9 protein-coding genes and 1 other annotated feature are annotated in these 14,338 nt (G+C 42.1%); all 9 genes read right to left on the bottom strand.

Features of this window, described 5'->3' with window-relative positions; genetic code table 11:
- Positions 1 to 51 precede the first annotated feature (51 nt).
- The 9 genes from rpoB to BV60_RS0104925 all read right to left on the bottom strand — a co-directional run bounded on the left by rpoB (position 52) and on the right by BV60_RS0104925 (position 14,286).
- Complete coding sequence (gene rpoB, locus BV60_RS0104970; RefSeq protein WP_029319952.1) at positions 52 to 3,912, bottom strand: DNA-directed RNA polymerase subunit beta; 3,861 nt, start codon at positions 3,910 to 3,912, stop codon at positions 52 to 54.
- A gap of 344 nt (positions 3,913 to 4,256) precedes the next feature.
- On the bottom strand, positions 4,257 to 4,634 hold the full coding sequence (gene rplL, locus BV60_RS0104960) for a 50S ribosomal protein L7/L12 (protein ID WP_026526331.1): 378 nt from the start codon (positions 4,632 to 4,634) through the stop codon (positions 4,257 to 4,259).
- Between the two features lie 50 nt (positions 4,635 to 4,684).
- The gene (rplJ, locus tag BV60_RS0104955) at positions 4,685 to 5,260 is read right to left on the bottom strand and encodes a 50S ribosomal protein L10 (protein WP_029319948.1); all 576 of its coding nucleotides are present in this window, start codon (positions 5,258 to 5,260) and stop codon (positions 4,685 to 4,687) included.
- A 23-nt stretch (positions 5,261 to 5,283) separates the two neighbouring features.
- Positions 5,284 to 5,414 (bottom strand) — a sequence feature (ribosomal protein L10 leader region).
- 115 nt (positions 5,415 to 5,529) lie between these two features.
- On the bottom strand, positions 5,530 to 6,672 hold the full coding sequence (gene prfB, locus BV60_RS0104950; RefSeq protein WP_029319947.1) for a peptide chain release factor 2: 1,143 nt from the start codon (positions 6,670 to 6,672) through the stop codon (positions 5,530 to 5,532).
- Positions 6,673 to 6,832: 160 nt separating this feature from the next.
- Entirely contained in the window at positions 6,833 to 9,400 is a 2,568-nt protein-coding gene (gene secA, locus BV60_RS0104945) for a preprotein translocase subunit SecA (RefSeq protein WP_029319946.1), read from the bottom strand.
- Between the two features lie 149 nt (positions 9,401 to 9,549).
- The gene (locus BV60_RS0104940) at positions 9,550 to 10,587 is read right to left on the bottom strand and encodes an ABC transporter substrate-binding protein (protein WP_029319945.1); all 1,038 of its coding nucleotides are present in this window, start codon (positions 10,585 to 10,587) and stop codon (positions 9,550 to 9,552) included.
- A gap of 57 nt (positions 10,588 to 10,644) precedes the next feature.
- A complete protein-coding gene (locus BV60_RS0104935; protein WP_029319944.1) occupies positions 10,645 to 11,685 on the bottom strand; it encodes an ABC transporter permease subunit in 1,041 nt (346 codons plus the stop codon).
- On the bottom strand, positions 11,686 to 12,774 hold the full coding sequence (locus BV60_RS0104930) for an ABC transporter permease (RefSeq protein ID WP_029319943.1): 1,089 nt from the start codon (positions 12,772 to 12,774) through the stop codon (positions 11,686 to 11,688).
- Between the two features lie 3 nt (positions 12,775 to 12,777).
- Complete coding sequence (locus BV60_RS0104925; RefSeq protein WP_029319941.1) at positions 12,778 to 14,286, bottom strand: sugar ABC transporter ATP-binding protein; 1,509 nt, start codon at positions 14,284 to 14,286, stop codon at positions 12,778 to 12,780.
- Positions 14,287 to 14,338: the final 52 nt, after the last annotated feature.

Raw genomic sequence — 14,338 nt, 5'->3', positions numbered from 1 at the left:
GTAACCTCTTTTCTGTTGTTTACATGGTTGCAGTTACTTAATTACCGCATATTAAAAGTTGTCATCAAGACCATCGGCAGCATCAAATTCTTCTTCCTCATACGCTGCTTCTTCATCCTCAGTCACAAGTTCTCCGTCTGCATCAAACGCCTGTGTCTGATATCCGTTCTCTGCAAGGTTTTCACGATCATAATCACGATTAACCTCGCCTTCAATCTCATAGCGGTAGTCAGAATCACTGTAATCAACTGACTCCATGATTTCAACTTCGGTATTGTCCTCTCTAAGTACTCTTACATCAAGGCCAAGTGACTGAAGTTCCTTCAAAAGAACCTTAAATGATTCCGGTACTCCGGGTTCAGGAATATTATCGCCCTTGATAATAGCTTCATATGTCTTAACACGGCCTACAACATCATCAGACTTAACTGTCAGAATCTCCTGCAATGTGTATGCTGCACCATAAGCCTCAAGAGCCCAAACTTCCATTTCTCCAAAACGCTGTCCACCAAATTGTGCCTTACCACCAAGGGGCTGCTGTGTAACCAATGAGTAAGGACCTGTTGAACGAGCATGAATCTTATCATCTACAAGGTGATGGAGCTTAAGGTAATGCATGTGTCCGATTGTTGTCGGTGAGTCAAATGGAATACCTGTGCGTCCATCGCGAAGCTGTACCTTACCGTCTGTATTGATCGGTACACCCTTCCATAGTTCTCTGTGATCTCTGTTATCATAAAGATACTTCATGATCTCAGGATCTACGCTATCTTTATATTTTTCTTCAAACTCTTCCCATGAATTATTAACATAATCATTTGCCATAGTAAGAGTTGCCTGAATATCTTTCTCGTTAGCACCATCGAAAATAGGTGTTGCAATATTAAATCCAAGAGCCTTAGCAGCAAGAGAAAGGTGAATCTCAAGGACCTGTCCGATATTCATACGAGAAGGCACACCAAGAGGATTAAGCACAATATCAAGCGGACGTCCGTTAGGAAGATAAGGCATATCTTCTATAGGAAGGACACGGGAAACGACACCCTTGTTACCATGACGGCCGGCCATCTTATCTCCGACTGAGATTTTTCTCTTTTGTGCAATATAGATACGCACTGCCTGATTTACACCAGGACTAAGTTCGTCTCCGTTTTCTCTTGTGAATACCTTAGCATCAACAACGATACCATATTCACCGTGAGGAACCTTAAGTGATGTATCACGAACCTCACGTGCCTTTTCACCGAAAATAGCACGAAGAAGTCTCTCTTCTGCAGTAAGTTCAGTTTCACCCTTAGGAGTAACCTTACCAACAAGGATATCACCTGCACGAACCTCTGCACCGATGCGAATAATTCCGCGATCATCAAGATCCTTAAGTGCTTCATCACCTACACCGGGAACATCTCTTGTGATTTCTTCGGGTCCAAGCTTTGTTTCACGTGCTTCTGCCTCATACTCTTCTATGTGAATTGATGTAAATACATCATCGCGAACAAGTCTCTCACTAAGAAGAACAGCATCCTCGTAGTTATAACCTTCCCAAGTCATGAATCCGATAAGAGGGTTCTTACCAAGACCAAGTTCACCCATATAAGTTGAAGGACCATCTGCAATAACGTCTCCGGCCTTTACGTGATCTCCCTTGAAGACTATAGGTCTCTGGTTATAACAGTTACTCTGGTTACTTCTCTGGAATTTAATCAGATGGTATTCTTCCTTTTCACCATCATCATATGTCATCTGGATAAGCTTACTATCGACAAAGTCAATAACACCATCCTTCTTGGCAACAACACAAACACCTGAGTCAACAGCCGCTTTATGCTCCATGCCTGTTCCAACTGCAGGCGCCTCTGTTGTCAGAAGCGGGACTGCCTGACGCTGCATGTTCGATCCCATAAGAGCACGGTTAGCATCGTCGTTCTCAAGGAAAGGAATAAGTGCTGTAGCAACTGAGAATACCATTCTGGGTGATACGTCCATATACTCGAACATGGTTTTAGGATACTCAGAAGTCTCTTCTCTGTAACGACCGGAAGCATTATTTTTCTTGAAATAACCGTTCTCATCCAAAGGTGTATTAGCCTGAGCTACATGATAATTATCTTCTTCATCTGCTGTAAGATACTCAACCTCATCCGTAACACGAGGATTCTGAGGATCTGTACGATCAACCTTACGATAAGGAGCTTCCACGAAACCATACTGATTAACTCTTGCATAGCTTGCAAGTGAGTTGATCAGACCGATGTTAGGACCTTCAGGTGTCTCAATAGGGCACATACGTCCATAGTGAGTATAGTGTACGTCTCGAACCTCGAATCCGGCTCTATCTCTTGAAAGACCACCGGGACCGAGCGCTGACAGACGACGCTTATGTGTAAGCTCACCAAGAGGGTTGTTCTGGTCCATGAACTGTGACAGCTGTGAAGATCCGAAGAATTCTTTTACCGCAGCCTGTACAGGTTTAATGTTGATAAGACTCTGTGCGGAAATCTCATCAGCATCATGAGTTGTCATACGTTCACGAACAACACGCTCAAGTCTTGAAAGACCTATTCTGTACTGGTTCTGTAACAATTCACCCACACAACGGATACGACGATTTCCGAGGTGATCGATATCATCGTCATTACCGATGCCATACTCAAGGTGCATATTATAGTTGATGGAAGCAAGAATATCTTCCTTTGTCACATGCTTAGGAATAAGTTCGTTAACATTCTTTTTGATTGCGTCAGCAAGGCTCTCAGGATCCTTATCAGCATACTCTGTAAGAATATCTCTGAGAACAGGATAGTAAACATCCTCATTAATTCCGAGTTCTTCAGGATTACAATCAATGAAGCTTGTGATATCAACCATCATGTTAGAAAGAACTTTGATATTTCTCTCTTCACCCTGAATCATAACGTAAGGAATACCTGCATTCTGAATTTCAGTTGCAAGTGCGCGATTAACCTTTGTTCCGGCTGCTGCAATCATTTCGCCTGTATTCTCATCGATTACATCTTCAGCAAGGATCTGGCGATTAATTCTATTCTTAAAATGAAGTTTCTTATTAAATTTATAACGTCCTACCTTAGCAAGATCATATCTTCTAGCGTCAAAGAACATAGCATTAATGAGACTCTCTGCACTTTCAACGCTAAGAGGTTCACCGGGACGAATCTTTTTATACAGTTCAAGAAGACCACTCTGGTAATCAGTTGAAGGATCCTTTGAAAAGCTTGCCTGGATCTTAGGCTCATCACCAAACAGGTCAACAATTTCTTCATTAGAGCCAATTCCAAGTGCACGGATAAGAACAGTAACAGGAACCTTTCTGGTTCTGTCTACTCTTACATAAAATACATCATAGGAATCTGTCTCATACTCAAGCCATGCACCACGATTAGGAATAACAGTGCAAGCGATTAGTTTCTTACCAATCTTATCTCGAGTTATATCATAATAGATACCGGGGGAACGAACCAACTGGCTGACGATAACACGTTCTGCTCCGTTAATAACAAATGTTCCGGTTGCTGTCATAAGAGGAAGATCGCCCATAAAAATCTCATGCTCTGCAATCTCTCCGCTTTCCTTATTGTTAAGGCGAACCATAACCTTAAGCGGTGCTGCAAAGGTAGCGTCTCTCTCTTTACATTTCTCGATTGTATTCTTGTTCTTGTCAATCTCATCTTCACAAAGTTTGAAATCAACAAACTCAAGACTCAGCTTACCGCTGTAATCTTCGATAGGAGAGATATCGTCAAAGACCTCTTTGAGACCTTCGTCAAGGAACCATTGATAAGAGTTCTTCTGAACTTCGATCAGGTTCGGCATCTCCAGGACTTCCTTCTGGCGCTGGAAACTCATACGTACATTCTTACCAGTACCAATAGGATGCAATCTGTTTTTTTCCATTGACATTCACCCCGTTCTTATTTTTTATTTAGTAGCCAGGCTTGCGACTTCTAAAAAAGTGCGCAAAATGCCTACCACTCCACAATAGTGCATCATCCATTCTACTATAAGCTTTTTTTTTCGTCAAGCATATTTTTTACAAAAGTCAAGTATTGATTTTTTGCAAAACTATCAAATGACTATATAAATTAGGGTTCATTCAAAGTCAAGCATACTCGGAATGCTTCGCATTCCTCATTTGACGCTTTGCGTCAAATATGTAAATAAAAAGAAAGCTATGCTTGCAAGTAAACTTGCGCATAGCTTTCTTTTTATTTACATGCTTGACTTTGAAGTTAACAAAATTACTTAAGAGTAACCTTAGCGCCTTCAGCCTCAACCTTAGCCTTGATGTCATCAGCCTCTTCCTTAGAAGCGCCTTCCTTGATCATCTTAGGAGCGTTGTCTACGAGATCCTTTGCTTCCTTAAGTCCAAGACCTGTGATCTCACGAACAACCTTGATAACCTTAACCTTGTTAGGACCAACTTCTGTAAGCTCTACGTTGAACTCAGTCTTCTCTTCCTCAGCACCTGCTGCTGCGCCGCCTGCTGCTGCTACAACAACGCCAGCTGCTGCTGATACGCCGAACTCCTCCTCGCAAGCCTTTACAAGATCGTTCAGCTCAAGAACGGATAACTCTTTGATTGCATCGATAATCTCTGCTGTTGATAACTTTGCCATTATTATTTACCTCCATAAAATATAGTTGATTTTCTTTTAAAATAAAAATATTACTCAGCTGTTGTTGCTGCTGCTTCTTCAGCAGGAGCTTCAGCTGTTTCTGCTGCAGGAGCTGCCTCTGCGGTAGCTGCCTCGCCGCCTTCTTCCTTCTTCTCTGCGATCTGCTTGATAACACGAGCGAAGTTTGCGATAGGTGACTGCATAGAACCAAGCAACTTGGAAAGCAGCTGATCCTTGGGAAGGATAGTTGCGATTTCTTTAAGAGCCTCTGCATCATACAGTTTGCCCTCGATCACACCACCTTTGATCTCAAGTGCCTTTGCCTTCTTTGCGAAATCGTACAGTACACGTGCAGGAGCTGCAGGATCTTCCTCGGAAATAGCGAGTGCGCTAGGTCCGTTAAGGAGATCAGCGAGCTGCTCGTAATCTGTACCCTTGAATGCGAAGTTCATCATCGTATTTTTGTAAACCTTGTAGCTGACGTTCTCAGCACGAAGCTTTCTACGAAGCTCTGTGTCCTCAGCAACAGTTAAACCACGGTGATCTACAAGTACGAGTGCCTGAGCGTTCTGAATTTTCTCAGAAATCTCTTTTACTACGGGCTGTTTTAATTCAACCTTTGCCATCTTTTTACCTCCTTATAGAATTTACCGCCAAAGAAAAACCTCTTATCGCAAAGACAAGAGGTATAAAAGTCATATAATACTTTTTCCTCGGTAGGCGCTGTGCTTACGTCATTTATATGACACCTACTGTCTTCGGCTGGTCATAACGACCTTTGATAAGTTATCACATTTTTATTGACATGTCAACATGTTTTTATGATTAATTTATTCTTACAGTAATTTCCTGCAAAATAAATTTACGAACATTTTCCTTGTTATCGTTCGAACAATTATTCCTCTTCAGAATCACCTACAGGCTTTCCACCGGTTGCAAGCCATTTAAGATATGCATTGATGAACGGATCGAGATCTCCATCAAGTACTCCGTCTGCATTTGAGCTCTTTTCACCTGTTCTGGTATCATTAACCATTGTGTAAGGCTGAAGCACGTAAGAACGAATCTGATTTCCCCAGGCAATATCCTTTACTTCGCCTCGGATTCCGTCAATCTTTGCCTGCTGTTCTTCCAGTTTCAACATATAAAGCTTTGCTTTCAACATCTGCATAGCCTTATCTTTGTTCTGGAACTGTGATCTCTCGTTCTGACAGGTAACAACAATGTTTGTAGGAAGATGTGTGATACGGATTGCAGATGATGTTTTATTGATGTGCTGTCCACCTGCACCACTTGAACGATATGTATCAATTCTAAGGTCCTCAGGGTTAATCTCAACATCAAGGTCATCTTCAATATCAGGCATAACATCAAGAGATACAAAAGATGTCTGTCTCTTACCCTGAGCATTGAACGGGCTGATACGAACAAGTCTGTGTACACCTTTTTCAGATTTAAGAAGTCCGTAAGCATTTGTTCCGTCAATCTGGAATTGAACGTATTTGAGTCCGGCTTCATCACCGTCAAGTATATCAAGAACTTCTATCTTAAAGCCTTTTCTCTCTGCCCATCTGGTATACATTCTGTAAAGCATGTTGCACCAGTCACATGCCTCTGTACCGCCGGCACCTGCTGCAAGTCTCAAAATCGCATTACATCCGTCATATTCACCGCTCAACAAATTGTTGATTCTGATTTCCTCAAGAGTATCCTTAAAATTATCAAGCTCTTCTCTTATCTCAGCAGCCATATCATCATCATCTACTCCTTCGGCATTCTGAAGGTCGATAAGATCCATAATGTCATCATACTGCTTATGAAGGCTTTCAACAGAAGCAACAAGATCCTGCATATTCTTGAGATTTCTTGTCTTCTTATTTGCTTTTTCAGCATCATCCCAGAAATTAGGCTCTTCCATCTCACGGGACAACTCTTCAATCATCTTTTTCTTTGAATCAAGGTCAAGTGAACCTGTAACCTCATCAAGTGTACCGCGCTGATTAGCCAGTTCAACTTTCATCTGATCAAGTATTACCATATCTAATATCCTTCCATAAAAAAATCTTGGATCACACTTTCATATCCAAGAGAAACCTCTTAAGTAACTTGTTTGCCCCTCACCTGTCAGCTGCGCTGACACCCTCCCCACAATGGGGGAAGGCCCAACAAAAGCATTGTACTTAATTATGATTTTTGTTTTACTGCTGTCTGCCGTGACAGTTTTTAAATTTCTTACCGCTTCCGCAAGGACAGGGATCGTTAGGATATACCTTAGCTTCCATTCGCTTTGCAGGCTCCTTGGCAACGCTATCATCCTTATTGGTTCCTGTAACCTTGGCAACCTGTTCACGTTCAACCTTTTCCTCAATGTGTACGTGGAACAGAAGTCTTACAGTATCTTCCTTGATGTTACGTGTCATTTCGTCAAACATCTCGAAGCCCGCAAGTTTGTATTCAATCTTAGGATCTCTCTGAGCAAAAGCCTGAAGGCCGATACCCTGACGAAGCTGATCCATATCGTCAATGTGATCCATCCACTTTCTGTCGATTACCTTAAGGAGAATAACGCGTTCAATTTCACGAATTGTCTCGGGTTCCGGGAACTCTGCCTCTTTCTCCTCATAAAGCTTAACTGCCTCTTCCTTAAGCTGCTGCTTAAGGCCATTCTTTGTGAGCTTTGTAATGCGTCCGCGATTAATTTTCTTAAGAGGAATTATCGGAAGCAAAAGCTCATTAAGCTCTGTAAGATTCCACTCATCGGAATCAGTAACCTCTCCAACCACAGTCTCTACAGATTCTTCAACTATATCCGTGATCATCTTATAAACTGTATCACGCATGCTGTCGCCGTTAAGAACCCGCTTACGCTCATCGTAGATGATTTCTCTCTGTTCATTATTAACCTGGTCATACTCAAGAAGGTTCTTACGGATTCCATAGTTGTTATCCTCTATCTTCTTCTGAGCAGACTCAATTGCTTTTGAAAGAGCGTTGTGCTCAATCTCCTGCCCTTCCGGAATACCAAGAGAGTTAAACATTGAAATAAGTCTCTCTGATCCGAAAAGTCTGAGCAGATTATCCTCAAGTGAAAGATAAAACTTAGATTCACCGGGATCTCCCTGACGTCCTGAACGTCCGCGAAGCTGATTATCAATACGTCTGCTCTCATGGCGCTCTGTTCCGACAATCTTAAGACCACCTACTGCAATAGCTTCATCATCAAGCTTAATATCGGTACCACGACCTGCCATGTTTGTTGCAATTGTAACTGCACCATGTTTTCCTGCTTCTGCAACTATCTGAGCTTCCATCTCATGGAACTTTGCATTAAGTACGTTGTGAGGAATGCCTCTCTTCTTGAGGAGCTTACTAACTTCCTCTGAGGACTCAATCGTAATTGTACCTACAAGAACAGGCTGTCCTTTTTCATGAGCTGCCTGAACCGCATCGGCAACAGCATTGAGCTTTTCTTTTTTAGTTTTATAAACAGCATCCTGAAGATCCTTACGGATAACCGGTCTGTTTGTAGGAATTTCTATAACGTCCATTCCGTAAATATCACGGAACTCTCTTTCTTCAGTAAGAGCAGTACCTGTCATACCACATTTCTTCTCAAACTTATTGAAGAAGTTCTGGAATGTAATAGTCGCAAGAGTCTTGCTTTCTCTCTTAACCTTTACATGTTCCTTAGCCTCAATAGCCTGATGAAGGCCGTCTGAATAACGACGTCCGGGCATAACACGTCCCGTAAATTCATCGACGATAAGAACCTCATCATCTTTGACAATATAATCATGATCCTTGGCCATAAGGTTGTTGGCACGAAGAGCAAGAATTATGTTGTGCTGAATTTCAAGATTTTCCGGATCTGCAAGGTTGTCTATTCTAAAGAAGTTTTCTACCTTAGCAACGCCTTGTGCGGTAAGGTTAACAAGCTTGTCCTTTTCGTTGACGATAAAGTCACCGCTCTCTTCCTGTTCAATACCCATGATAGCATCCATCTTGGAAAAGTCTTCCATGTCGGCGCCTCTGGTCATCTGCTTTGCAAGAATATCGCATGCTTCATAAAGCTTGGTAGACTTATCACTCTGACCGGAAATAATAAGAGGTGTACGAGCTTCATCAATAAGGATAGAGTCAATCTCATCGATGATTGCATAGTGGAGTCCGCGAAGAACACACTGTTCTTTGTAAATTGCCATGTTATCTCGAAGATAATCAAATCCCAGCTCATTATTAGTAACATATGTGATGTCACAGTTATAAGCTGCCTGTCTTTCCTCACTTGTCATGCTGTTAAGTACAACACCAACTTTAAGGCCGAGGAATTCATGAACTTTACCCATCCACTCAGCATCACGCTTAGCAAGGTAGTCATTGACTGTTACTACGTGAACGCCCTTTCCTTCCAATGCATCAAGATATGAAGGAAGTGTTGCAACAAGTGTCTTACCTTCACCGGTACGCATCTCTGCAATACGTCCCTGATGGAGAATCACTCCACCAATAAGCTGAACACGGAAATGCTCCATTCCAAGTACTCTGCATGCAGCCTCACGAACTGTTGCATATGCCTCTGGAAGAATATCATCCAATGTTTCTCCGTTTTCAAGTCTCTTCTTGAACTCATCGGTCTTAGCTTTCAGCTCGTCATCAGATAGCTTCTTCATCTCAGGCTGATAGCTCTCTATCTTATCAACTGTCCCCTGAATACGTTTAAGCTCTCTCTCACTGTGTGTACCGATGATCTTATCAATAATGCTCATTTCTTATCGCTCCATAAAAATAATACGTCTTTATAAGTGTGCATATAAAAAGTAGGAAGCTGATTCGCCTCCTACCTTATAAAGACAAAATCACAAATGTCATTCTAACAAATAACAATGATATTATCAACCCTGCAGTAGTGCTATCCTTATGGTTCTTCCACCGTATAGCTTACTCCATCCACTTCAACGCTCCTCACAATCCCAAGAGAACTGAAAAGTCTCTCATCAACATAATTGAATTTTTCAGGAGTCTCCCCATTTTCCAAAGATTCAATCAGTGCCTTTACCCGGGGACCATGAAGCGGATTACACTCAGCAATGCAGGAAATCTTGCCCTCCTTGCAAAATTCCAGTGACTGTTCATTTACACCGTCAAATGAGACCACCATGATATCTCCGTTAAGGATATTGGGGCCCACATGTCTTCCTGCACTCTCTATGGCATCGATTGCTCCTATTGCCATATTGTCGTTTTCACAGTAAACAACGTTGATATTATCATATCCCTTTAACAGGGCTGCCATTACTTCTCTCCCTTTATTTTCGGTAAAATCTCCGCTGACCTCTGCCATAAGATCCCAGCCGTTTTCCCTGGCAGCATTTGCAAGGCCTCTTGTCCGTCCAATCTGAGCCGTGGACCCGATTGTTCCCTGAATATTGACTATATGAAGATTTTCCGGAGAGATATTTCTTCTATCCGTAAAGCCCTTTAACCAGCCCGTGACTTTTTTACTTTCGAGCTCAAAATCAGAACCCACCCAGCAGGAATATAGTCCCTTGTCGGAAACATCGACTCTTCTGTCTACCAGTATAACAGGGATATTCGCATCTCTCGCTTCTGCCAGAACCGAATCCCATCCTTCCTCTGTCGCAGGTGCGAGCACTATGTAATCAACTGCCTGCTGAATGAACATCCTTACCGCTGTTATTTGGTTTGCCTGCTTTTGCTGGCCATTTTTATATATAAGATTAAAACCGTTTTCTCTGCTAAGCGCATCCTGCATGGAAACAGAATTGGTATTTCTCCAGTCAGATTCTGCACCTAACTGTGAAAATCCGACAGTGATCAGATTTTCATTAACAGTCTCTTCTTCCTTTTCTTCTTTAATTACACTGCTCCCGCAGCCGGTAAGAAGAACCGGAAGCAGGAGCAGTGTAGCTGTTATTACAGCAAGTTTTTTCATATAAACCTCATCCGCCGGGCATGCCGGCACCTTCGCTTTTAGATATGAAGGTTGGTATTATGCTTTAAGTGCCTTCTTTTTCTGTGCCATTACCACGCTCTGGATAAGAAGGAAAATGCAGAGCATTGCAGCTATTGTAATACCGGTCCACCAAGCCTGGTCAAGGCCTGCTGATGATACTATGTTCTGAATTGTGCTAAGAGAAAGAACACCAAACAATGTTCCGATGATATTTCCGACGCCGCCTGTCAGCATAGTTCCACCGATGATTGACGATGCAATCGCATTCATTTCCATACCCATTGCATGGCTGGCAGATCCCGAGCCAACATGAAGGAAATAAACATAACCGCCAATACCAGCAAGTATACTACATATCATGTGTGAAAGGAACTTAGTCTTTTTAACATTTATGCCAAGCATCAATGCACTTTGTTTGTTTCCGCCCACAGCATAGAAATTTCTACCGAGTTTAGTCCAGCGAAGAATCGCAAAAAGAATAACTACTATGAGAAGAGCTACGATTACTCCGATCTCAACATATGCAGGAACGTAAATTCCCTTTTTGTTAGTAGTACCCATCCCGGGTATGAAAATTCTTGTAAGCTTTAATGCTGTAAACTCCTCGTCTGCCACATTAAAAGGTGCAGTATTTACGATAGTAGTCATTCCTCTTGCAAAAAACATTCCGGCAAGAGATACAATGAAGGGCTGAATATCAAGATATGCAACAAGGAAGCCCTGAACAAGCCCGTATGCGATTCCGATACCAAGTGCGATAAGAATCGATCCGAAAACGCTTCCGTCATGCTGATCAAGATAAACCGCACAGGACATGGATACCAGTGCAACCACACCACCAACGGAAATATCAATTCCACCTGAGATCATTACAACACTCATTCCACATGCAGTGATAATAAGAGCCGCATTAGCATTAAGAATGTTAAAAAACATCTGGGGCTTTGTAAATCCTCCCCCCTGAAAAACGATTGCTCCTATGTACATCGCAAAGAAAATCACAATGGTTATGGTAAGTAAAAGATTTGTATCATTCATCTTACCAAATATTCCTGATTTTGTTTTTTCGTTATTCATTCAGGACACCTCCTTCTTTGCAGGAGCAACCTTTTTAGCAAGCTGCTTCATATAGTCTCTTACTGTCGGTGCAGAGAATACAACAAGGACAATTACTACAACTGCCTTATATGCCGCAAGAGCATCCGACTGAACATTAAATTTATAAAGTGTTGTGGTAAGGAACTGAATAACATATGCACCAAGTATTGAAGCCCACATGTTGAACTTACCTCCTGAGAGTGCATTTCCGCCAAGTGCAACCGCAAGGATTGCATCCATTTCAATATCTTTTGCTATAACCGAATAGTTGATGGTCGAAAGGCGGCTTACCTTGATAAGTGCCGCAACAGCCACGCAAAGACCCAGAATAACAAAACTGAGGAACTTAATGAAAGTAGGATTGATACCGTTAAGTCTTGATGAATTTTCATTAATACCAACTGCCTGTGTGTATAGCCCAAGGTTGGTAAACTTAAGTACAAGAGCAATAACGATAATACATGCAATCACGATAAATACAGTTGTCGGAATCGGAATTCCCGGAATAAAGCTTCCGAAATATGCAAATTTCGGATCAGGTACAATAGGAAGCTCGTTATTGTTAATCCATGCAGCTATTGAACGGCCTGCCGTGAACAATATTAGAGTTGCTATCATTGGCTGAATCTTAAATACAGCAACCAACATACCGTTAAAGGCGCCGCAAAGCATGCCAACAACACAAGCTACAAGGAATGCAACGATTATCGGTGCTGCAAGCTCTGTAGGTCTTGATGTTCCACCGCACAAAACTCTAAGCATTGCAGAACCGGCAATAGCAATTGTTGCTCCTACAGAAATATCCTGTCCGCCTGATGCTGCAGTTACAAGTGTCATTCCTATTGCAAGAATGCCAAGCTCTGAACCGTAATCCAGAATAGTAATGAGATAGCCCGAAAGTACCGGATTACCTGCATTGTTTGTTCCGAGAGTTATCTTGAAAAATCCCGGATCATTTATCAGGTTTATTACCGCCAGGAGCAGAAGTGCCAGAATCGGAATAAACAACTGATTTCCCATGAGCTTTTTGAAAAAGCTCTCATTCTCTTTTGTCATCTGTTTACTCATATCTTACTTATCCCCCGCGATAGTACTCATTATCTTATTCTGTGTAAGGTCATCTCCCGAAAGCTCTCCGACAACCTTTCTGTCTCTCATTACAACAAGCCTTGAGCAAGTTCTCAGCATTTCATCCGTTTCCGACGAAATGAATGTTACGCTCATCCCGTCTTTTGCAAGCTCAAGCACAAGCTTCTGAATATCAACCTTGGTTCCTACATCTATACCTCTTGTAGGCTCATCAAGAATAAGATATTCAGGATGCATCAGTAACCATCTTGCAAGAATGACCTTCTGCTGGTTGCCGCCTGAAAGCGATTTTATTGGTGTATCAACCGAAGCTGTCTTGATATTCAGCTTCTTTATGTACTCCTCTGCAAAAGCATTTACCTGCGCCTTACTGAAAGGTTTGAAGAACCCTGTAAGCACCTGAAGCGCAAGGATTATATTTTCCTTTACAGACAGATCTCCGATTATTCCGTCTCCCTTTCTGTCTTCGGGAAGATATGCTATTCCATGCTTCATAGCATCCAGCGGTTTGTTTATCTTAACCTCTTTACCGTGCATCTTTACAGTGCCCTTGAGGATTCTGTCCGCACCGAATATTGCTCTTACACATTCACTTCTTCCGGATCCGAGAAGCCCGGTAAAGCCATTTACCTCACCTTTTCTGATATAAAAATCAAAAGGCTTGATTCCTGCATTGCTCTGAAGGTCAGATGCCTCAAATACCTTCTCTCCCGCATCCGCTCCTTCATATGCACCTTCCTCTCCCTTGATATCGGAAAGATCGTCCATCTCCTTACCAAGCATCTTGGCAACGAGTTTGACTCTCGGAAGGTCTTTTATCTCATACTCTCCCACAAGTTTACCGTCTCTCAAAACGGTTATTTTATCGCATACTTCATATACCTGATCAAGGAAATGAGTTACGAAAATAATACCTACTCCCCTGCTCTTTAAATCTCTCATCAGACCAAAGAGCTTTTCAACCTCCTGCTCATCAAGTGATGATGTCGGCTCATCCAGAATAAGAACTTTACACTCCATATCAACGGCTCTTGCAATTGCAACCATCTGCTGTACAGCCAATGAACAATTCGAAAGCTGCTGGTTTGCTTTTGCCGGAATTTCAAGAGATTTGAGAATCTTGTCCGCATCCTCATTCATCTTCTTCCAATTAGCAAGTTTCCCCTCGCCTCGTCCTATGTACATATTCTCTGCAACAGTCAGATTAGGACAAAGAGTGATTTCCTGATAAACTGTACTTATTCCGCATTTCTGCGCATCCTGAGGTGAATGGATTGTAACCTCCCCTTGTCCCTCAAGATTAATTGTTCCGCCATCTTTGCTGTAAACACCCGTAAGCACTTTTATAAGAGTTGACTTTCCGGCTCCGTTCTCCCCCATAAGTGCATGTATTTCTCCCTTGTTCAGAGAAAAATCAACATTTTGAAGCGCTTTAACACCCGGAAAGGTTTTGTTTATGCCTCGCATTTCGAGCACTCTGTTTTCTTCCACCGGCTTTACCTCCTAATTAATTACACTCTGTCTAACACCCCTAATATCAGTC

Origin of the sequence: Butyrivibrio sp. AE3004 (assembly GCF_000703165.1) — a bacterium.
Classification (GTDB): Bacteria; Bacillota; Clostridia; order Lachnospirales; family Lachnospiraceae; genus Butyrivibrio.
The sequence above is the reverse complement of the archived record's forward strand: the minus strand, read 5'-3'. Positions and strand labels throughout refer to the sequence as shown.

What these genes read in the sequence shown, in the direction of transcription:
- rplJ (WP_029319948.1), bottom strand. Translation starts at nt 5,260, where the DNA reads ATGGCAAAGGTTGAATTAAAACAGCCCGTAGTAAAAGAGATTTCTGAG.
- BV60_RS0104935 (WP_029319944.1), bottom strand. Translation starts at nt 11,685, where the DNA reads ATGAATAACGAAAAAACAAAATCAGGAATATTTGGTAAGATGAATGAT.
- prfB (WP_029319947.1), bottom strand. Translation starts at nt 6,672, where the DNA reads ATGGTAATACTTGATCAGATGAAAGTTGAACTGGCTAATCAGCGCGGT.
- rpoB (WP_029319952.1), bottom strand. Translation starts at nt 3,912, where the DNA reads ATGGAAAAAAACAGATTGCATCCTATTGGTACTGGTAAGAATGTACGT.
- secA (WP_029319946.1), bottom strand. Translation starts at nt 9,400, where the DNA reads ATGAGCATTATTGATAAGATCATCGGTACACACAGTGAGAGAGAGCTT.
- BV60_RS0104930 (WP_029319943.1), bottom strand. Translation starts at nt 12,774, where the DNA reads ATGAGTAAACAGATGACAAAAGAGAATGAGAGCTTTTTCAAAAAGCTC.
- rplL (WP_026526331.1), bottom strand. Translation starts at nt 4,634, where the DNA reads ATGGCAAAGTTATCAACAGCAGAGATTATCGATGCAATCAAAGAGTTA.
- BV60_RS0104940 (WP_029319945.1), bottom strand. Translation starts at nt 10,587, where the DNA reads ATGAAAAAACTTGCTGTAATAACAGCTACACTGCTCCTGCTTCCGGTT.